This is a genomic window from Micromonospora sp. CNZ295, assembly GCF_004217535.1.
Genome location: NZ_SHKZ01000001.1, coordinates 2,068,814 through 2,089,024, shown reverse-complemented (window position 1 = coordinate 2,089,024; position 20,211 = coordinate 2,068,814). Strand labels below are relative to the sequence as shown.

General features: G+C 73.4%; 20 protein-coding genes. 6 read left to right on the top strand and 14 right to left on the bottom strand.

The window, feature by feature from the left end; genetic code table 11:
• Positions 1-40: 40 nt before the first annotated feature.
• The 3 genes from EV376_RS09970 to EV376_RS09960 are packed head-to-tail and all read right to left on the bottom strand — an operon-like array spanning position 41 to position 2,342.
• Positions 41-1,033: a nitroreductase family protein gene (locus EV376_RS09970; RefSeq protein WP_130321992.1), complete on the bottom strand. Its 993-nt coding sequence runs from the start codon at positions 1,031-1,033 to the stop codon at positions 41-43.
• On the bottom strand, positions 1,030-1,917 hold the full coding sequence (locus EV376_RS09965) for an ABC transporter ATP-binding protein (RefSeq protein ID WP_130321990.1): 888 nt from the start codon (positions 1,915-1,917) through the stop codon (positions 1,030-1,032). The genes EV376_RS09970 and EV376_RS09965 overlap by 4 nt, the downstream gene beginning before the upstream one ends.
• 11 nt (positions 1,918-1,928) lie before the next feature.
• Complete coding sequence (locus EV376_RS09960) at positions 1,929-2,342, bottom strand: GntR family transcriptional regulator (protein ID WP_130321988.1); 414 nt, start codon at positions 2,340-2,342, stop codon at positions 1,929-1,931.
• Positions 2,343-2,464: 122 nt separating this feature from the next.
• On the opposite strand from EV376_RS09960, the gene EV376_RS09955 reads away from it, so the two are divergent.
• On the top strand, positions 2,465-2,686 hold the full coding sequence (locus tag EV376_RS09955) for a VOC family protein (RefSeq protein ID WP_486482883.1): 222 nt from the start codon (positions 2,465-2,467) through the stop codon (positions 2,684-2,686).
• A 9-nt stretch (positions 2,687-2,695) separates the two neighbouring features.
• Here the strand turns inward: EV376_RS09955 and EV376_RS09950 are convergent, their stop codons facing one another.
• Both EV376_RS09950 and EV376_RS09945 read right to left on the bottom strand, forming a co-directional pair.
• Positions 2,696-4,000, bottom strand: a complete 1,305-nt coding sequence (locus EV376_RS09950; RefSeq protein ID WP_130321984.1) for a hypothetical protein — start codon at positions 3,998-4,000, stop codon at positions 2,696-2,698.
• Between the two features lie 73 nt (positions 4,001-4,073).
• A complete protein-coding gene (locus EV376_RS09945; protein WP_130321969.1) occupies positions 4,074-5,210 on the bottom strand; it encodes a hypothetical protein in 1,137 nt (378 codons plus the stop codon).
• Between the two features lie 259 nt (positions 5,211-5,469).
• On the opposite strand from EV376_RS09945, the gene EV376_RS09940 reads away from it, so the two are divergent.
• Complete coding sequence (locus EV376_RS09940; RefSeq protein ID WP_130321967.1) at positions 5,470-7,017, top strand: gluconokinase; 1,548 nt, start codon at positions 5,470-5,472, stop codon at positions 7,015-7,017.
• Positions 7,018-7,089: 72 nt separating this feature from the next.
• Complete coding sequence (locus EV376_RS09935; RefSeq protein ID WP_130321965.1) at positions 7,090-8,328, top strand: serine hydrolase; 1,239 nt, start codon at positions 7,090-7,092, stop codon at positions 8,326-8,328.
• A gap of 22 nt (positions 8,329-8,350) precedes the next feature.
• Here the strand turns inward: EV376_RS09935 and EV376_RS09930 are convergent, their stop codons facing one another.
• Positions 8,351-8,635 (bottom strand): antibiotic biosynthesis monooxygenase, encoded by a 285-nt coding sequence (locus EV376_RS09930; protein ID WP_130321963.1) that lies wholly within the window; start codon positions 8,633-8,635, stop codon positions 8,351-8,353.
• Between the two features lie 145 nt (positions 8,636-8,780).
• Between EV376_RS09930 and EV376_RS09925 the strand changes: the two genes are divergently transcribed.
• On the top strand, positions 8,781-11,087 hold the full coding sequence (locus EV376_RS09925; protein WP_130321961.1) for a sialidase family protein: 2,307 nt from the start codon (positions 8,781-8,783) through the stop codon (positions 11,085-11,087).
• 42 nt (positions 11,088-11,129) lie between these two features.
• Here EV376_RS09925 and EV376_RS09920 read toward each other — a convergent pair whose 3' ends face one another.
• From EV376_RS09920 to EV376_RS09890, 7 genes are all read right to left on the bottom strand, one after another.
• A complete protein-coding gene (locus EV376_RS09920; RefSeq protein WP_130321959.1) occupies positions 11,130-11,888 on the bottom strand; it encodes a MerR family transcriptional regulator in 759 nt (252 codons plus the stop codon).
• A 311-nt stretch (positions 11,889-12,199) separates the two neighbouring features.
• Positions 12,200-13,585 carry an MFS transporter gene (locus EV376_RS09915; protein ID WP_130321957.1) on the bottom strand — a complete coding sequence of 462 codons (1,386 nt, stop codon included), beginning with the start codon at positions 13,583-13,585 and terminating at the stop codon, positions 12,200-12,202.
• 97 nt (positions 13,586-13,682) lie between these two features.
• Positions 13,683-13,898, bottom strand: a complete 216-nt coding sequence (locus EV376_RS09910) for a hypothetical protein (protein ID WP_130321955.1) — start codon at positions 13,896-13,898, stop codon at positions 13,683-13,685.
• Positions 13,899-13,902: 4 nt separating this feature from the next.
• Complete coding sequence (locus tag EV376_RS09905; protein ID WP_130321953.1) at positions 13,903-14,136, bottom strand: zinc-ribbon domain-containing protein; 234 nt, start codon at positions 14,134-14,136, stop codon at positions 13,903-13,905.
• A 105-nt stretch (positions 14,137-14,241) separates the two neighbouring features.
• A complete protein-coding gene (locus tag EV376_RS09900) occupies positions 14,242-15,186 on the bottom strand; it encodes a CHRD domain-containing protein (protein ID WP_130321951.1) in 945 nt (314 codons plus the stop codon).
• 343 nt (positions 15,187-15,529) lie between these two features.
• A complete protein-coding gene (locus EV376_RS09895; protein ID WP_130321949.1) occupies positions 15,530-16,873 on the bottom strand; it encodes a class I SAM-dependent methyltransferase in 1,344 nt (447 codons plus the stop codon).
• The gene (locus tag EV376_RS09890; RefSeq protein ID WP_130321947.1) at positions 16,870-18,252 is read right to left on the bottom strand and encodes an FAD-binding oxidoreductase; all 1,383 of its coding nucleotides are present in this window, start codon (positions 18,250-18,252) and stop codon (positions 16,870-16,872) included. The genes EV376_RS09895 and EV376_RS09890 overlap by 4 nt, the downstream gene beginning before the upstream one ends.
• A 93-nt stretch (positions 18,253-18,345) precedes the next feature.
• Here EV376_RS09890 and EV376_RS09885 point away from each other — a divergent pair, with 93 nt between their 5' ends.
• Entirely contained in the window at positions 18,346-18,816 is a 471-nt protein-coding gene (locus EV376_RS09885; RefSeq protein WP_486482571.1) for a YbaK/EbsC family protein, read from the top strand.
• 93 nt (positions 18,817-18,909) lie between these two features.
• On the top strand, positions 18,910-19,620 hold the full coding sequence (locus EV376_RS09880; protein WP_130321943.1) for an RICIN domain-containing protein: 711 nt from the start codon (positions 18,910-18,912) through the stop codon (positions 19,618-19,620).
• A 63-nt stretch (positions 19,621-19,683) separates the two neighbouring features.
• Here the strand turns inward: EV376_RS09880 and EV376_RS09875 are convergent, their stop codons facing one another.
• Positions 19,684-20,142, bottom strand: coding sequence for a hypothetical protein (locus tag EV376_RS09875; RefSeq protein ID WP_130321941.1), 459 nt, complete (start codon positions 20,140-20,142; stop codon positions 19,684-19,686).
• Positions 20,143-20,211: the final 69 nt, after the last annotated feature.

Below are 20,211 nucleotides of genomic sequence, written 5' to 3'. Positions count from 1 at the left end.
GAGTCGGGGGTGCGGGCCGGCGGCCCGCACCCCCGCCCGGTCACGCGATCCGCCGGATCCGGCGGACGGCAAGGACGATCAACAGCGCCGCGAGCGCGACGAAGACACCCGTCTCGATCGCCTGGAACAGCCAGTACCGGTCGGCGGGCTGGTAGAGCTGCCAGTTGTGGGCGCCCGGCCCGAGCCCGAGCTCGGCGCCGCACTCGCGACCGTCCGGGCCGGTCGCGCCTTCGGGGCAGTTCACCTGGGCGTTGGGGAAGACCAGCTTGCCCGAGGCGTCACGGATGCCGTTGGCCAGGATCCAGTCCCCGTCCATCCGGTCGGCCATCTCGGTGGCGCCCTGCATCGGGAAGGTGAGCTCCTCGGGAGGCAGGTAGCGGGGCCGGCCCAGGACGCCCACGGCGACGCGTACGCCGATGAAGCCGACCAGCGTGGTGGCCATCGCGGGAAGCAGGCGGGGCCAGACGGTGCCGGCGAAGATGCCCAGCGCCACCGCGAAGAGCGTGTACCCGACCGGCGCCACGCCCTGCATGTCGAACAGGAACGCGTCGAACCGGTTCTGCTCCCAGCCCTGGCTGAGCGGGGACATCAACCAGGACACACCCAGCCCGTAGCCGACGGCCGCGAGGAGGACGGCCGGCACGATGAGGCCGACCTTCACCAGCGCCCAGTGCCGGCGGCTGATGCCCTGGGTCCATACCAACCGGTGGGTGCCCTGCTCGACCTCCCGGGCGATCAACGGGGCACCCCAGAACAGCCCGACGAGCAGCGGTAGCGCCAGGAACAGCACGCCCGCCAGGTTGAGGATGTCGTACTGGTCGTAGAACCGGTTGAAGGCCTGGTCGCAGGTCTCCCCGAGGGCGCGTCCCCCACCGGTCTCCCGGATGCGCCGCAGGCAGTCGGGCAGCCCGTAGTCGTCGAAGGTGTTGCGCATCGCCAGCCCGGTCACGGCGATCAGCGCGCCGACCACCGCGAGCCCCGCCAGGGTGAACAACGCCTCGCGGCGGTGTTGCCGCCAGGTCAGCCAGATCATGCCGGCACCCCCCATGCCTCGTGGCTGGCCTGCGTGTCGCCGTCGGCGAGGTAGGCCAGGATGACGTCCTCCAGGGCCAGGTCGCGCTCGGTCCACAGCGGATCGACCGGCCCGTCGGTGCGGACCAGCAGCGTCGACTGCCGGTCCGTGTGGCTGGCCCGGACGATCTCCGTGACGCCGGGGATCGCGCCGCCGTCGTGGCGTGGGCCCACCAGTCGCCGGTGGGTGGCGACCAGGTCGTCGACCGGCCCGGTGAGCCGCACCCGGGCGGCGTTGAGCACGATCACGTAGTCGCAGACCCGCTCCACGTCGGCCAGCAGGTGCGAGGAGAGCAGCACGGTGGTGCCGGTGTCGGCGACGTTGCCCATCAGGGTCTGCAGGAACTCGCGGCGGGCCAGCGGGTCGAGGCTGGCCACCGGCTCGTCGAGCAGCAGCAACCGGGGCCGCTTGGCCAGGGCCAGAGCCAGCGCGACCTGGGCGCGCTGCCCGCCGGAGAGCCGGCCGACCGGCTTGTCCGGTGGGACCCCCACATCGGCCAGTCGGGTACGCGCGAGAGGGGAGTCCCACCGCCGGTTCAGCTTGCCGCCCATGGTGATCAGGTCGGCGGCGGTGAAGTCGCGGTAGAGCGGGGTGTCCTGCGCGACGAAGCCGATGTCGGCCAGGGCCTCCGGGTTCCGGTACGGGGACTCGCCGAAGATCCGCACCTCGCCGACGTCCGGTCGGGACAGCCCGACCGCCAGGTGGAGCAGGGTGCTCTTGCCCGCTCCGTTGGGGCCGACCAGGGCGGCGATGCGGCCGGCCGGCAGGTGCAGCGAGCAGTCCCGCAGCGCCCACTGCCTGCCGTACCGTTTGCCGAGCCGGTCGGTCTCCACCGCTGTCTGCATGGGCTGTCCTCTCATCGCGCCGACGCGGTCTGCTGTGGTGGTTCGACGGGGAGCGACGCGCGCAGCGTCGTCTCGACCAGGGCGGTGATGTCCTCCGGCGTCAGCCCGGCGGCCTGCGCCCGCTGGAGCCAGGCGACCAGGTCGGCGCGGAGCTCGGCCTGGTTGGGCAGGGACGCCCCGGCCAGGCTGCGGGTGACGAAGGTGCCCACCCCGGGGCGCCCCTCCGCGAGACCCTCGATCTCCAGCTCCCGGTACGCCTTGAGGACCGTGTTCGGGTTGATTGCCAGCGACTGGGCCACGTCGCGCACCTTCGGCAACTGGTCGCCGGGGGCCAGCATGCCGACCCGCAACGCCTGCTTGACCTGCTGCACCAGCTGCACGTAGGTGTTCACCTTCGACCGGCTGTCCAACACGAACTCGATCACTCGCCGTAGCCTCCCCTATTGTCCTACGGCAGTAGGACTATAAGACAGGGTGGGCGGCGACCGACCCGCTGTCAAGACACTCGCCGAAACCGGCCACCGACGTGTCACACCGGGGTCGTAGCCTGCGCCCGTCCGACGACCCACCGACGAGGGGACACCGATGCTCGTTCACCGCGCCCGACCGAGCCGCCGTGCAGGCATTCCACGACGCCGCCGTGGCGGCCGGCGCCGAGGTGCTGCACGCCCCGAAGCTGTGGCCGGAATACCACGCGACGTACTTCGGCGCGTTCGTCCGCGACCCGGACGGCAACAACGTCGAGGCCGTGTGCCACCAGCCGGAATGACCGTCCCGGTCAGATGACCAGCCGCCGGTAGACCGGGCGCTTCGGGCCGCGGTTCTGCCCGCACGTGCCGCCCGGTCCCCCGACCCAGCCGATCAGCCCGTCCGCGCACTGCACGAGGAATCCCTTCCCCCTGCCGAAGTCGGCCACGCAGCGAAACCAGCCGCACACGTCGGCGGCGGGGTCGTGGATCAGCAGGCCGCCGCAGTAGGTGTAGCCGTACGGGTTGGGCGGGGCACCGCAGAGGTCGACCGGGAGCACCAGCGGCGGCAGCGACGGGACCGGCTGCGGCACCACCTCGGAAGCGCTCGCGTCGGCGGCGACGGTGGCCGGCGCGGCCGGCATCGGGCGGCCGGGATAGCCGGTGATGGACGGGGTCGCGCGGCGAGACGGTGTCGCGGCGGGCGGTACGGGCTGCGGTGGCGTGGCGGCGGGCGCGGCACCGGCCCTCGGCGCACCGCCGGAGGAGCCGGTCACGTCCGTGACGACAACCGGGCTCGGCCTCCCCACCGGGGTGGCCGAGTAGAGGGCCGGCCCGGTGGTGACGGCGGTGACGGCCACCAGCGACGCGGCCAGCGCCACCGCGACGCCGGCAAACCGGCGGTCCTGCAGGCGGGCGGCCGGCGGCGCCTGGTCGGGCACGGCGACCGGAGGCGCCGGGGGCCGGACGCGCTGGTGCGCGGCGACCAGGTCGTCCAGGCAGGCGGCGACGGCGTCCCGGTTGCCGAGGCCATCGGCGAACGCGAGCGTGAGATGAAAACGGAAGGTCAGCGCCGCCGGACGGGACACCAGCAACCCGGCGAGCGGGGAGCCGTCGTTGGTCGGCAGCAGGGTCACCGGGGCATGTGGATGGTGGGCCGGGCCGACCAGGTCCTCGTACCACCAGATCCGCTGGCGGCGCTGGCCGAGGAAGGCGACCCGGCGGTCGGTGACCACCACCCGGCCGGTGTCGACCGCCCGGATGCCGCGCGGCAACGGACGCGCCGGCAGGTCGGTGCCGGCCGGGTCGACGGCCAGCCCCGGCGTGGGCAGCGCGGCGTCGTTGCGGCTGTCGACCTCGACCAGCTCGGCGATCGGGAGTACGCGGTGGACGACCTCACCGTGGCGCAGTTTCACCGGCACGGCCGGCGTTGGCGGGCCGGCCCCGAGCAGGCCGGTGGCCTCGACGCGGAGCCGGGTCAACTCGTCGGCTCGGCGGCGCCACACCTGCGCGTCACCGGCGTACACGCGCCGTCGCCGGTCGTTCTCCCGCTCGGCCCACCGGGCGCGCCAGGACGACCGTCGACCGTTGTCGGCGGGGGGTGAAGTCGCCGTCACGTACGGTACAACGTTTCACAATCCGGTCGGTCACGGCCGGCATCGTCAAACATCAGTGGACCGGCAGGACCGGTCAGTGCCGGAAGGTACGGCGGACGCCGCCGTACCTGCCGCACGCGCGGGGGCTGCCGCCGGCGAGGCTCACCGAGCCGTCCGCGCACTGCACCAGGTACCCCCGGCCGGCCCAGAACTCGGGCACGCAGTCGAACCAGTCGCACACCTGGACCGCCGGCCTGCGGACCCGCGAACCCGCGCAGAAGCCGTAGCCCATCGGGTTGGCCGGCGCCCCGCACAGCTTCTTCGAGGCGGACGGCGACGGCGACCGGGCCGGCGCCGGCGCCGCGGCAGTCCGGGCAGGTCCGGGCGGGGAGGCGGGGAGCGTCGCCGGCGTGGCCGAGGTGGCCGAGCCCCCGGGGGTCGCGGCGGCCGCAACCTCGGACCGGGTCGGGTCGGACGGGTCGGACTCCAGCAGCGCCAGCGGCACCAGCAGGGCGATCCCGGCGACGATGGCCACCGTCCGGCGGCCACCGGGCACGAACCCGGTCAGCCGTGCCTGCCCGGGTGTGGCGATGGCCGGCCGGACCGGCTTGACCCGGGCGTGTTCGGTGATCGCCTCGTCGAGCTGCGCGATGACCGCGGCGCGCTGCTCGATCGCGTCGGCGAAGGCCAGGGTCAGCTTGAACCGGAAGTCGGCGGCCACGTCGACCGGCAGCAGCAGCCCGGAGGCGCGCCGCCGGTCCAGCACCTGGATCAGCGTGACCGGCGCGGTCGCGTCGTGGGCCAGGCCGGTCATCTTCCCGTACGCCCAGTCGCGCCGGCCACGCCCGCCGAGCAGCACCAGGCGGCGGTTGGTGATCACCGCCATCCCGGCGTCGGCGACCCGGATGCCGTCCGGCCGCCGGTTGCGCAGCGGCTGCGGCTGCGCGGTGACCGTGAGGTCGGGCGCGGGGAGCACCGCGTTGTGCCGGACCTCGACCAGTTGGGCGGCGGGCAACACCCAGAAGACCACCTCACCGGGGGTGAGTTCGATGGGAAGGCCGGCACCCGCGTCGGCCGTGCCCTCGACCTCTTCGGCGAGGGTACGCAGGCGGCGCAGCTCCTCGTCGCGCCGCCGCCACGCCCCGTCGGCTTCGCGGAACGTCCGATGCCGCCGTTCGTTCTGCCGGTGTGCCCACCGGTACCGCCACGTCGAACCCGTCGAATCAGTCATTGCCACGCCGACTCCTTCGCCGCGTAGGCCCACCAACCGGGGTGTCACATCGGTTAACTCCGGTGCCGGCCGCACGGGGACGGGTTGCGAGACGCAAATTGCCCGATCGGTGGACCAACCCGGACGATAGGGCGGTTTCGCGGGACGGCTTCCTCGCCTCCGGGCGTGTCGTCGCCAGGACGCCGGATTCCGCGTCCGGCGCATTCCCGGCTCGGTAACGTCAGCGGCGTTCGGGAGGCCGGGACGAGGGGGTGGGCCGGTGACCGACACGCTCCCGGACGTCGTGATCGGCGTCGACATCGGCACCACCAGCGCGAAGGCGGTCGCGTACGACATCCGGGGGCGGCAGCTCGCCCACCACTCCGTGGGCTACCCGCTCGACGAGCCGCACCCCGGGTACGCCGAGCAGGACCCGTACCGCATCCACGCGGCCGTGCTGGAGACGCTCCGGACGGTCGCGGCGGAGCTGGGCCGGCCGCCCGCCGCCGTGTCGTTCGGCAGCGCCATGCACAGCCTGATCGGGCTCGACCCCGCCGGTGACCCGCTCACCCCGTCGCTCACCTGGGCGGACGCCCGGTCCGTCCGGCAGGCCGAGCGGCTGCGGGCGGTGCCGTCGGGGCTGGCCCTGCACCGGCGCACCGGCACGCCGGTCCACCCGATGGCGCCCCTGCCGAAGCTGCTCTGGTACGCCGAGCAGGAGCCGACGCTCTTCGGCCGGGCGGCGTACTGGGTGGGCATCAAGGACTGGCTGCTGCTGCGGCTGTGCGACGCGCTGGTCACCGACCACTCGATCGCCTCGGCGACCGGCCTGATGGACATCCACCAGCTCTCCTGGGACGACGAGGCACTCGGCATCGCCGGCATCACCGAGGCGCAGCTGCCCCAGCTGGTGTCCACCACCCGGGTCTTGCCCGGCCTCACCGCCGAGGCGGCCACGGCGACCGGGCTGCCCCGGGGCACGCCCGTGGTGGTCGGCGCCGGGGACGGGCCGCTGGCCAACCTCGGGCTCGGCGCGGTCGCCCCCGGCATGGCGGCCTGCTCGATCGGCACCAGCGGCGCGATCCGGGTGATGTGCGAGAAGCCGCGCGTCGATCCGCTCGGCGGGGTGTTCTGCTACGCGCTCACCGAGCGGCGCTGGGCGGTCGGCGGTGCCATCAACAACGGCGGCCTGGTCCTCGGCTGGGCCGGCGGCGCGCTCGCGCCCGACCTCGGCCCGGACGCCGAGGAGGAGCTGCTCGCCGAGGCCGAGCAGGCGCCGGTCGGCTCCGGCGGGCTGCTCATGCTGCCGTACCTGCTCAGCGAGCGTGCCCCGCACTGGTCGGCGCTGCCGCGCGGCGCATTCGTGGGGCTGACCCACGGGCACCAGCGCCGGCACCTGGTCCGGGCGGCGCTGGAGGGGGTCTGCCAGCAGCTCGCGCTGGTGCTCGCCGCGATCCGGGCCGCCGGCAACGAGATCCGCGAGATCCGGGCCAGCGGCGGTTTCGCCCGCAGCCCGCTGTGGCGGCAGATGCTCGCCGACGTGCTCGGCATGCCGGTGCACTTCCCCACCGGTCACGAGGGGTCGAGCTTCGGTGCCGCGCTGCTGGGCATGGAGGCGCTGGGTCTGGTCGAGTCCATCGACGTCGCCGGCGACCTCGTCGCGATCGATCAGACCGTCCACCCCGACCCGGCCGCCGCCGCGACGTACGCATCGCTGCTGCCGCTCTTCTCCGAGCTGTACGAGGCGCTGGTGCCGGCGTTCATCTCGCTGCGCCGGCTCGCGCCGAGCCTGCCGCCGGAGCGCCCGCCGGCACCGCCGCCGTCCTGATCCGCCGGCCTCCATCGGGTGACCGGGCCGCGCGCCCCGCGCATCGCCGCGCCCGTTCCTTATGGTGCAAACGTGAGGAAAACCGACAAGAAGCACTCATCTTCGCGGCCGGCCACGGTCCGCGTACTCCTGCTCGCCCTCGTGCTGGCGCTGCTCCCGCAGCCGGCGCTCGCCGACGGCGGTGGACCACGGCCCGCGCCGGCACGGCCGGTCGGTGACCTGGCGTGGCTGGCGTTCGCCGGCGGGGTGTTCTCGGTGGACGCCGCGACCCGGACCGTCCGGTACCGGGCCTGCGACGGCGACACCGGCCGGGTCGGCGACCCCGGCATGCGGGTGCGCAGCGGCACCGCCCGCGGCCGGGTCACGATCGACGGTACGACCTACGCCTACCAGGTCCCGCTGACCGGCCGCAGCCGTGGCTTCCTCGCGGTGTTCCCGCCCGCCGGGCCGCCGGACGGGCATCTGGGCACGGTGGTCACCGACCCCATGCCGCCCACCGACCCGGCCGCCGGCCGCCGGCTGGTGCCCCTGACCGGCCAGCTCGCCGAGGTGGTGGCCGCCGCCGCCCCGACCAACCCGGCCGGCGTGGCGGTCCGCGACCTCTCCGGCCGCTACGGCGACCAGCAGATCGCCGTGAACGGCGAGTTCCGCCCGAAGGCGGCCAGCGTGATCAAGCTGTGGATCCTGGTCGAGCTGCTGCGCCGGGTGGACTGCGGCCAGGTGTCGCTGGACGACGGGGTGCTGGTCACCCCGGCCGACGTGGTCGGCGGCACCGGTCAGCTGCAGTACGAGACCTTCCCCCAGGTGGTGACGCTGTACCGGCTCGCCGAATACATGATCATCTACAGTGACAACACCGCCGCGAACGTGCTGATCGACTACCTCGGCGGATTCGCGCCGGTCAACGCCCTGATCGACGCGATGAACCAGCGCGAGACGATCCTCGCCCGCAAGATGCTCGACACCGAGGCGGCCCGCCGCGGCGAGGAGAACTACACCAGCCCGGACGACGTGATCTCGCTGCTCGGCGCGGTCTGGGACGCCGACATCCTGGCGCCGCCCAGCCGCGACCTGATGATCGGCTTCATGCGCCGGCAGACCCTGAACACCAAGATCCCCGCGGCGCTGCCACCCGGCGTGCCGGTCGCCCACAAGACCGGCGACCTGCCGGACGCCTCACACGACGTCGGTTACTACCTGATCCCCGGCACCGAGGTCGCCGTCGCCTTCCTCACCGGCGGCCCGATCGCCACCGGCGACGAGGTGGTCCGCCGGCTCGCCCGGACCGTCTACGACTACCTGGACGGGTGACCCGGGCGCCCCGCCAACCAGGTCAGGGCGCCTCGACGCCGGCGATCAGATAACGGTGGACCTCCGCGCCCCGGATCGCCACCTGCTGCTCCTCGATCGGACCGGAACCGCGGAACGCGAGCAACTGGTCCTCGCTGTCCCACCGCTCGTAGACGTTGATCCGGCCAGGCTCGACCAGATCGGCGCTGATCGCGAAGTCGAGGCACCCGGGGGCGGCGCGGGCGGCCGTCACCACCTCGGCGGAGCCGGCGAGGTAGTCGTCCCGGTCCTCCGGGTCGACGTGCAGAGTTCCGGCGACGATGAGCACTTGTCGAACCTCCGGTGTGTCTGATCCTGCAGCGACGGTCGCACAGTCCTACGACAGTCGAAGCGTCCTTCCACGTACGTCGATGTCCGCGTACGCTGACCGCCACATCGAGCGGCGACGATGCTGCGGAAGGCCGGGTGAACCCATGCGGTCGGTGCTGTCGAGGCGGACACGGTTCCGGTTGATCGGCGCGGGGGTGGTGGCCGCCGCGCTCGCGGTCGCGACGACCCTGGTGCACCTGGCGGGCGACCCGCCGGTCCCGATCGCGTTCGAGGAGGAGAACCCGGCCGCGCCGGCCGAGTGGATGTGGGCGCAGCGCGCCAACGCGGACGGCTCGATCCCGGCCACCGCGTACCAGGAGGCGCTGGCCCAGGCCCGCACATTGGAAGGCGCGACCCGCCGCGGCTCGCCACAGCTGTCCGACGTGCAGTGGCGGCTGCTCGGGCCCACCAACATCGGCGGACGCCTGATCGACGTGGTGCTCGACCCGGCGACCCCCGGCACGGTCTACGTGGCCGCCGGCACCGGCGGGGTCTGGAAGAGCACCGACGGCGGCGCCACCCTCACCAGCGCCTGGTCCGACGACCTCCCCCAGTCGATGGGCGCCCTCGCCATCGCACCCGACGGCACCCTGTACGCCGGCACCGGCGAGCCGGACCACGGCGGCGGCGGCTCCTACTACGGCACCGGCGTCTACCGCTCCACCGACGGCGGCGCGACCTGGCAGAGCCTCGGCCTCACCGACACCGGCGCGATCGGGCGCATCCGCATCGACCCGACCGACCCGCGGCGCATCGTCGTCGCCGCCCAGGGGCGGCTCTTCGACACCGGCGGCGACCGCGGCGTCTACCTGACCACCAACGGCGGGGCGACCTGGCGGCAGTTGCTCGATGGGCTGAACGACTCCACCGGCGCGATCGACGTCGCGATCAACCCGGCCGACCCGGACGTGCTGCTCGCCGCCATGTGGGACAAGCTGCGCTACCCCGACGGGCGTGAGTACGGCGGCCCCGGCTCCGGCCTGTACCGCTCCGCCGACGGCGGCGCCACCTGGGCCCGGATCGGCGCGCCGCTGCCCGCCTCGACCACCGACCCGGGCCGCATCGGCGTCGCGTTCGCGCCCAACGACCCGGACCGCGCGTACGCCATCACCAACGACCGGATCGGCAACCTGACCGGATTCTTCGTCTCCGACGACGCGGGCGCCACCTGGACCCGGCCGATGTCCGGCGAGGCCGCGCTGGACGCCGCCGACGGTGGCTTCGCCTGGTGGTTCGGGCGGCTGTGGGTCGACCCCGCCGACGCCGACCACGTGTTCTCCGCCGGCGTGCCGATGATGGAGTCGCGCGACGGCGGCCTGAGCTGGGTGACCGGCCGGGGCATCCACGTCGACCAGCACGCGATGGCCTGGGACCCGCACCACCCGGGCCGGGTGTACGTCGGCAACGACGGCGGCCTCTACTGGTCCGACCAGGGCGGCGACGTGGTCGGCCCGTGGACCGCCGCCTCCGTCCAGCCGTACATGCAGTTCTACGCCATGGACGCGAGCGCGCAGGACCCCTCGCGGGTCTCCGGCGGCACCCAGGACAACGGCTCGCTGCGCTCCTGGGGCGCCGCCGACTGGAACCTCTACCGCGGCGGCGACGGGATGATGAACCGCATCAACCCGGCCGACCAGAACAACGTGTACGCCTGCTCGCAGAACGGCGGCTGCGCCCGCTCGGACGACGGCGGCGACACGATGCAGTCGATCCGGTCCCGGTTCGCCGGCACCCGGTTCAACTGGGTCTCGCCGCTGGAGATCGCGCCCGGTGCCCCGGACACCGTCTACTTCGGCTCCAACGTGCTCAACCGCTCCGACGACCGGGGCCGCACCTGGCGGGCGGTCAGCCCCGACCTGACCGGCGGGCCGACACCCCGCAACGCCACCTCGTACGCGACGATCACGACCATCGGCATCGCCCCGAGCGACGAGGACGTCGTGTACGTCGGCACCGACGACGGCTACCTGTGGGTGACCCGGGACGGCGGCGGCACCTGGACCCGGCTCACCGACCCGGACCTTCCCGACCGGTGGATCACCCGGGTCACCGTCGACCCGGCCGACTCCCGGACCGCCTGGGTGACGTACTCCGGCTTCCGCTCGGAGAGCGAGACCCAGCCGCACGTGCTGATGACCACCGACGGCGGGGCGAACTGGCGGGACATCTCCGGCAACCTCCCGCAGGCGCCGGTCAACGACGTGATCCGGCACCCGAAGCACCGCCAGTGGCTCTACGTCGGCACCGACATGGGCGTCTTCTTCACCCCGAACCTCGGCCGCGTCTGGCTGAAGGTCGGCGCGTCGTTCCCCGCCGTCCCGGTCATGGACCTGCACTTCCACGCCGGGTCGGAGACGCTGTTCGCGGCGACGTTCGGCCGCGGCATCCTGCACGCGACGATCGGCGACTGACCGGACGCCGTGGCCCTGGCACACCGCCAGGGCCACGGCGTCTCACGCGCGGCTGACCGCGTTGGCGTGGATGGCCTCACTCAGGTACGCGGCCATCCCCGGCCGGATCGTCTCGAAGTACTCGGTGAACCGCGGGTCCCCGACGTACATGTCGGCGAGGCAGGTGTGCAGCTCGTACGGACAGTCGTAGAACCACTGGTTGATCAACTGCCGGTGCTCCTCCGCCAGGTCCATCGCCGCCGGGCTGTCCGCCGCCGCGCCGGAGGCCATCACCTCGGCGAACCGGCGGCCCCAGTCCTCGTTCGCGGCCTTGTTGCGCAGCCAGTCCTCCTTGGTGTAGCCGGCGGTGCGCCGGGCCGACTCCCGGTACGCCTCGGTGTCGCCCCACCGGCGCTCCACCTCCGCGACGTGCTCGTCCGGGTCGAAGTCACCGAAGACCTCGAAGCGCTCCTCCGGCGTCAGGGGAATGTTCATCTTCCGCGCCTCCATCGCAAGCTCGATCGCCGCGACCATCTCCTGCAGCTTGCCGATCCGCGCGCTCAGCAGCTCGTGCTGCCGGCGCAGGTGCTCGGCCGGGTCGCTCGCCGGGTCGTCGAGGATCGCGGCGATCTCCTCCAGCGGGAAACCGAGTTCGCGGTAGTACCGGATCAGCTGCAGCCGCTCCAGGTCCGCGTCGTCGTAGCGCCGGTAGCCGGCGCTGCTGCGACCGCTCGGCGACAGCAGCCCGATCTGGTCGTAGTGGTGCAGCGTCCGGACCGTCACGCCGGCCGCCCTCGCCACCTGTCCCACCGTGTACGCCATGGTCTCCCTCCCTTCCGCGACCCAGGCTGCCGCCTCCCGCAACGTGAGGGTCAAGCCGACTTACCGCTCGGCGTGTCGTTCGGCGTGTCGCGGCGCGGAGAAGATGTCGGCGCTAAGCGTTATGCCCCTCCGGCATAACTATGCCGGTCAGGAATATCGCTGGGCGGCCACACTGCTGCCGGGCTCAGGTCACGGCGGGTAGTGGCCCGGGCCGACGGCCCGCGCCGCCGCCCGGTGCTCGCGGGACGGCGGCGGCGCCCCGGTGCTCGCGGGACGGCGGCGGCGCCCCCGGACTCAAGCGGCGCGGCCGGTCAGCCGACGACCGGCTCCCGCTCCCGCGCCCGACCCCGGAGCAGGACGGCAACGGTCACGGCGACCAGCACCGTCACCCCGGCCATTGACCAGAGCACGGCCCGCAGCCCGCTGGTGAAGCCGGGCTCGGCGAGCCGACCGGCGGTGGTGCTCGCCAGCACCGCGCCGACGACCGCGATCGCGACGGTCTCGCTCGACAGCCGGGCGGTGTTGATCATCCCGGCGCCGGTGGCCGCCCGGTGCGGCGCGACGCTGCCGATGGCGAGCGCGTCGAGCAGCCCGATGGACAGCCCGATGCCGACGCCGATGGTCAGCAACGGGCCGGCGAGGTCACCGGCGTCGCTGCCCGGAGCGAGGACCGTGGCCCACGCCGCGCCCGCGGCGACCACCGCCACCGAGGTGACGATCACCGCCGGAGCCGGCACCCGCCGGGTCAGCGCCCCGGTGAGCACCGGCAGGACCACCGTCGGCGCGGTCAGCAGGATCAGGGTCGCGCCGGCCGCGCCGGGCGTCAGCCCGACCACGGTCGTGAAGTACGACGGCAGGTAGACCAGCAGCGGCACCATGACGGCCACGACGATGGCTGCCGCCAGGCAGATCCCGACGAACCGGGGGTTCGCCAGCAGCGCCAGGTCGAACATCGGCTCGGGGCGGGCCCGCTCCACCCGGACGAAGACGGCGAGCAGCGCCACCGCCCCCACGAACGCGAGGACGATCCGCACGTCACCCCAGCCGTACTCGGGGCCCTGCACGAAACCGAAGATCAGCAGCAACAGCGCGACGGTGAACGACACCGTGCCGGGCCAGTCGATCCGGCCGGCGTGCGGCTGTCGTGACTCCGGCAGCCACGGAGTCAGCAGGAGCACCGCCACCGCCGCCAGCGCCGGCGCGGCGAACACGGCCCGCCACCCGAGGGCGTCGATCAACAGCCCGGAGATCGACGGACCGAAGGCCAGCCCGGCCCCGATCGTCGTACCGAAGACACTGAACGCGCGGACCCGCGCCCGGCCGTGGAAGGTGCCGGCCAGGATGGCCGAGGCACTGGTCGCGGCGGCCGCCGCACCGACGCCGGCGAGGGCACGCAGCAGGTCGAGCACCAGGATGCTGTCGGCGCCGACCGCGAGCAGCCCGGCCCCGGCGAAGATCACGAGCCCGGTGCCGAAGACCCGCCTCCGGCCGAACAGGTCCGCGAGCGCGCCGGCGGCGAGCATGAAGCTGGCGAAGGTGGCGTTGTAGCCGTTGACCACCCACTGCACGGCGGCCAGGCCGGCGTCGAGGTCCCGCCCGATGTCGGGCAGCGCGACCGACGCCCCGGTCAGCGAGAGCGGCAGCGAGAAGGTCGACAGCAGGACGGCGACCAGCACGACGGCTGGGTGGTTGCGCACAGATTCCCTCGTTCCTTGCAGCCGCTCCAGGCTAATTGCCAGGGGTGGGGACGGCCGCCCGGTCGGGGCGAAGATCACAGGGCCGGTCACCGGCCGGTCAGCGGCCCGCCGAGCGGTTCCACGGCGAGCGGGGCAGGGCGGTGCCGGCCAGCGGACGGCGGCCGCGACGGCGGCGGCGCCGGCGTCCGGGCGTGCAGCGCGGGCGGGCGGCGACGCGCACCGCGGCGGGCGCCGGCGGACGATCCGCCCCGGCGGCCGTCGCGGAGCCGGCCGGCGCACCGAGCCCGATCAGCCAGCGGAGGAAGCGGACCATCGGTTCAGGCGAGCGTGAGCCGCTGCGCGTCGGCCTTCGCGACGTCGTACTGGGCGCCGCAGAAGGTGCACTGCTGCACGTACCGCGTGCGGACCGGGATGAGCGGGACGAAGAACAGCGTGAACCTGGTCGACCGGCGGGTGACGACCTGGGCGGCGTGGTTGCCGCAGTTGCGGCAGACCTGCTGCACCACGCCGGACCGGCTGACGTTGGTGCGGAGGCCGAAGATGAAGAACATCGCCCGCCAGTACCCACCGGGGCGCGGGTAATCACCTCGAACTCCGGCCGGTTCCACGATGAAGGGGCATTCCCTCATCGAGGGAATGCCCCTTCGGGTGAACCGTCAGCCCTCGCGGTGTTCGGAGTCCTTGTGGTCACCGCGCTCGTCCCGGGCGTCGCCGCCCTTGGCGTCCCTGCCGTGGTCCGAGTCCTTGGCGTCCTTGCCGTGCTCCGAGTCCTTGCCGTGCTCCGAGTCCTTGCCGTGGTCCGACTTCTCGTCGTCCTTGGACCAGTCCCTGGACCAGTCCGACTCCTCGTCGTGCTTGGACCAGTCCGACTCCTCGTCGTCCTCGCTCCAGCCCGACTCCTCGTCGTCCTTGCTCCAGCCCGACTCCTCGTCCTCGGAGCCCCAGCCCCAGTCCTCGCCGTCCTTCTTCCGGTCGTCGGTCTTGATCTGGCCGCGGATCTCACCGTTCGGGTACTTGTCGGTGTGCACGTTGACGTACGTGACGCCGGCCTTGATCGCGTCGACCACCTCGCCGAACTCACCGGCCTTGATGCCCTGCTCCTCCGGACCGATGACGTCCGAGGGCTTGATCGTGCCCTCGATCGTGGCCGGGGCGTCGGGGCACTCCTGGGTGCCCTTCGGCGCGCCGTGCTTGCCGTCCTTCACGCTCGAGCAGAGGAAGGCGATGATCCCGCCGCTCTGGTGCTTGCCGCCGAAGTGGATGTGCGCCTGCTGGACATCCCCCTCGAGGTCCTCGTATCTGAGCTTGTACGAGATCTCCTTCTTCTCCTCGTCGACGCGAGCCTCGAACCGGCCGTTGCCCGGCGTCGAGATCGTGAGCGGGTCCTCCTGGTAGCCGTCGAGGTGCGCCCGCACGTCGAACCGCTCACCCTTCCGGTCGCCGTGGTCGCGGGAGTCACCCCAGTCGCGCGAGTCACTCCAGTCGCGCTTGTCGCCGGAGTCGTCCCTGCCGTCGCCCATGGCCGCGGTGCCCGCCGCGGTGGCCACCACCGCCGCACCGGCCGCCAGGGCAACTGCCCACAGTCGGGTACGTCCCATCATGTTGCTGCTCCTCACCTAGGTCAGGCCTGGCCAGACTCAACAACTGATCGCCATCAGTCGATTGAGGACACAGGCGGAAGGCACCATTCAGCAGGTGTAGGAGTGTGATGAACCCCGGCACTCGACCTGAACGGCGCCTATGACGAAATAGTCACACATTCGGCGACCAAAAGGTGAGGAGCTTCCTGATTCGGGCGACAGACCACCTTCCCGGGCGAGACGGGCGCTCCCGGGAGGCCGTCCCGTGGCAGCCGCGCAGCTCGCACCGCCCCGGCGACCGACCCCGGACCCCGGCGATGACGAAGGCCGCGCCGATGATCGGCGCGGCCTTCGTGCGGACCGGTCAGGGCAGCCAGTCGGGGCGCAGCGGGTACGTCGTCTCCCCCGCCGGGCCCGTCCTCGTGGCGAGCACCTGGTGCAGCTGGATGCCGTTGCGCTCGAACGCGATACGCGAACCGGCCATGTAGAGGCCCCACACCCGGGCCGTGCCCGCGCCGACCTCGGAGACGCAGAAGTCCCAGTTGGCCTTGAGGTTGCGGCACCACGCAGCCAGGGTCAGCGCGTAGTGCTGGCGCAGGTTCTCCTCGTGGTGCACCTCCAGACCCGCGTCGTGGAGCTCCGAGATCACCCGGCCCGGCCCGGCCAGCTCGCCGTCCGGGAAGACGTACCGGTCGATGAACGCGCCCGAGCGGTGCGGCGCCCGGTTGTCGGCCCTGGTGATGCAGTGGTTGAGCAGGCGGCCGTCCGGTCGCAGCCGGTCCCGCAGGAACCCGAAGTACGCCGGGTAGTTGCGTACGCCGATGTGCTCGGTCAGCCCGATGGACGAGACCGCATCGAACTGCTCACCCGGGGCGTCCCGGTAGTCGAGGTGCCGCACCTCCGCCAGGCCGGTCAGCCCCTCCCGCTCGATCGCGGCCTGCGCCCACTGCGCCTGCGCCCGCGACAGGGTCACCCCGAGCGCCCGCACGCCGTACTCCCGGGCCGCGTGCCGGACCATGCCGCCCCAGCCGCAGCCCACGTCGAGCAGCCGCATCCCGGCCTTGAGCGCCAGCTTCTGCGCCACCAGGTCGTACTTGGCCGCCTGCGCCGTCTCCAGCGTGTCGTCCGGCGAGCGGAACACCGCGCAGGTGTACGTCATGGACTCGCCGAGCACCTTCTCGTAGAACGCGTTCGACACGTCGTAGTGGTGCGAGATCGCGTTGCTGTCCCGGGTACGCGAGTGGCGCAGCCCGTTCATCACCCGCTTCCAGCGGGGCAGCGCCTCCTGGGGCGGGGGCGGCGGCGGCAGCAGCCGCTCCCAGCCGAGCGCGCGCACCAGGGCCAGCGCCTCGGCGACCGGCGGGACGCGCAGCCGCACGTCGTCCTTGAGCACCCGCAGCGCCTCGTACGGGTCACCCGGGTGCACCCCCTCCAACCCGAGGTCGCCACTCACGTACGCCCGGGCCATGCCCAGGTCGCCGGGCGCGGTCAGCAGGTACGACAGGCCGCGCTCGGAACGGATGGCGAGCGTGATGCCGGCGTCGGCCGGGCCGACGGCGCTGCCGTCGTACCCGGTCACCCGCACCGGCAGCGGCCCGGTGGTCAACGCCCCGACGACGTCGGCCACGGTCGGACGCGGTCGCCGGCCCCCCGCCGGCGGTGTCGCGGGAGCGCTCGCCGCTCCCTGATCTCGATCGATGACGCTCATGCTCGTGCTACCGCCTTCTCGTACAGTCCGGTCAGCCGGTGCTCCGGGTCGTAGCGGTCCTTGACCGCCCGCCAGGTGTCGCCGCCGTAGAGCCGGTCGAACACCTCCCGGTCGTAATACGCGTCGGAGTAGAGCGACTTGTGCCCACCGAGCTCCGACACCTCGCGCTCGATCGCCCGGTTGACGTCGCCGTCGGCGGCGCCCGGTGCGATCGGCACGCTCCCCCAGAAACCGATGTTGACGTAGTCCTGCCCCGGCCGCAGCGGATACAGCGGCCAGGCCCGCGCCGAACCCGGGCCGGACGGCTCGCGCAGCCGCAGCGGGCAGAGCCAGACCGGGGTCATCCCCACGGCCTTGGCGAACCAGCGCAGGAAGTCGGCCGTGCGCTCCAGCGGGATCTCCACGTCCTGCACGACCCGCTCCCGCGCCGGCTGGCCACGCCACCGGTCGATCCGCGCGGCCACCTGGTGCCGGTGCTCCAACCGGACCAGCCGGTGGTAGACGTCGCTGCGCCGCCAGCGCGCCGGCCAGATCCGCCGGACCACCGGATGCTGCACCCCGAACGCCGCCGAGCACCAGAACCAGTCGGTGTCCCAGCGCCAGAGATAGTCGTACCCGGTCAGCGCGTCGCGGGTGCGCCGGCGCAACGACCGGTAGTAGATGTCCCGGCCGGTGTAGTCACTGACCGGCCCGGCGTCCTCGGTGAAGGTGGCGAGCACCAGGTACGCCTCCCCGGGGCTGAACATCACCCCGTCCATCGCGTCCACCGTCTCCCCGGCCCACTCCCTCGTGGCGCTGACCTCCCCGATCGCGTCGGCCAGCTCCTCCAGCCGGGTGAACCGCACGTTGCGCAGGGCGACGTGCCGGCCCACCGGCTGCAGCTCGATGCGCAGCCGGGTCGCGTATCCGAGGCTGCCCAGCGAGTTGGGGAACGCCGCGAACAGCTCGGCGTGCTCGCCCTCCGGCCGGGCCGTCACGATCTCGCCCGCCCCGGTGAGCACGTCCAGCTCGGTCACCGACTCGTGGGGTAGCCCGTTGCGGAACGACGTGGACTCGATGCCGAGACCGGTCACCGCACCGCCCAGCGTGATGGTGCGCAGCTGCGGCACCACCAGGGGCATCAGCCCGTGCGGCAGGGTCGCGTCGACCAGGTGCTCGTAGGTGCACATGCCCTGCACGTCGGCGGTGCGGGCGGCCGGGTCGACGCGCAGCACGCCGTCGAGGCCGCTCACGTCCAGCCCGGGCGCCCGGGGCGCGTTGCGCGGGCGGAACAGGTTGGAGGTGCGTTTGGCGAGTCGGACCGGCTCCCCCGGCGGCACCGCCGCGTACGACCGCCGGAGCCGGGCCACCGCCTGGTCATGATCACGCACGGCGTACATGAGATCACCTTACGCGCTGGCGCCGGTTCTCGCGGGATGTCCACGGTGGCCGTTTCGCGTCCCGAGCAGCGACGTCGGGTTAGCGTTGCCGGCATGCCGTCACCCGCCCTCGCCGCCCTCGACGCCATCGGCCTGCCGTACCGGGTCATCCGGCACGGTCCCGTGCGCAGCCTCGCCGAGGCGGCGCAGGCCCGGGGAGTGGAGGTGCCGGACGTGGTCAAGACCATCGTGGTCCGTCGCGGCGAGGACGACCACCTCTTCGTACTCACGCCCGGCGACCGGATGATCTCCTGGCCGAAGCTGCGGACCCTGCTCGGGGTCAGCCGGCTCTCCATGCCGGACGCCGCGACCGCGAAGGCGGCCACCGGCTACGAGCGCGGCACCATCACGCCGTTCGGCTCCCGCACCGCCTGGCCGGTGGTCGCCGACACCCGGCTGACCGGCCGGACCATCACCCTCGGCGCCGGCGAGCACGGGGTGGCCGTCGCGGTCGCCGCCGACGCCGCGCTCGAGGCGCTCGACGCCACCGTCGCCGACGTCACGGACCCGGAGCCGGCCCGCTGACCGCTCGCCCGGCACAGCGCCCGGGCCATCGACCGAGTCACGCCCGGCCGGGGCGGCTGGCCCTGGCCCCCGCCGGTGGGCCAGGATGCCGGTATGTCCGCACCCGGTGACCACCCCGACCCGTCCGGCACGGTCTACGGCCGCCGAGCCGCCCGTCCGGGCCTGCCCCGGGACCCGCTGATGCGGGTCGCGGTGCTGGTCGGCGCGGTCGGCCTCGTGCTGGGTGCGTTCCTCGCCACCGGCGTGCTGGGCGGTGGCGGCGACACCCCGGTCGTACCCGCGGCGGCCGGCACGCCCTCGGCCGCCGCCGCTCCCACCCCCGCCACCGCTGAGCCCGCCCCGACCACCGCGGCGGCGTCCCCGAGCGCCGCACCGACCACCGCGGCGGCCGTTCCCACCGGCCCGACGGTCTTCCGCGGCGTGGCGTCCGGCCGCTGCCTCGGCCTGGACGGCGGCGGCGAACAGGCGACCGCGCAGCTCGCCGACTGCACCGGCGGCCCCGAGCAGCGATGGGTCCCGAACCCGGTCGGCCCGGACCTGGTGACGCTGGTCAACCAGGCCTCCAACCTGTGCCTCGACGTGGCGGGCGAGAGCCAGGACGAGGGGGCTCGGCTGCAGCAGTACCCGTGCCACGGCAACGCCAACCAGCAGTGGCGGCTCGTGCCCGTCGGCGGGCAGGTGCTGCTCGCGGCCCTGCACAGCGGCCGGTGCGCGCGGCCGGACAACGGCGGCGCCGAGGCGGGCACCGTCATCCGGCAGGCCACCTGCGCGGGCGTACCCGAGCAGCAGTGGCAGCTTGGGTGATCGGTCAACCCCGGTAGCTCCAGCCCGCGGCGCGACCACGAAGGTGCACGACCGGGGGCGCGGTCAGGCGCGGAGGGTGCGGAGTTGGGCCAGGTGCTTGGGAAGGTGGACCCTCCCGTGCAGGTCCAGCACGCGGGACCACGGCAGCGGTTCGTCGACCCGCAGGTCGAAGCCCTCGCGCAGATGCGTCTCGACCGGGGTCTCGGCCGGGCCGAGCCGGTCGACCAGCGTCAACAGCTTCTGGCTGGTGGCGCGCAGCAGGGTGGCCAGGCCGTCCAGACCGCCGCACCGGGCGACCAGCGCGTCCAGTTCCGGCCGGTGCACCCCGGCCAGGTCGTAGTACGCGAAGGTGCCGCCCGCGAGCACCGCCTCCGTCGCCTCGGCCATCAGCTCGTCGTTGGCGGCGAGGTGCGCCACGATCTGCTCGGCGCTGAGCCGCCCCTCCGGCGGCTTCCCGAACCCCCCAGCCTCGACCTCCGCGAGCACCTCCGCGTACGCCCGCCGCAGCCCGCTGCTGTCCATGCCCGCCAGTCAACCCCGCCCCGCCCCGCCGATCATGGAGTTGTGGTGCCCGGTTCACCCAGATGGGCG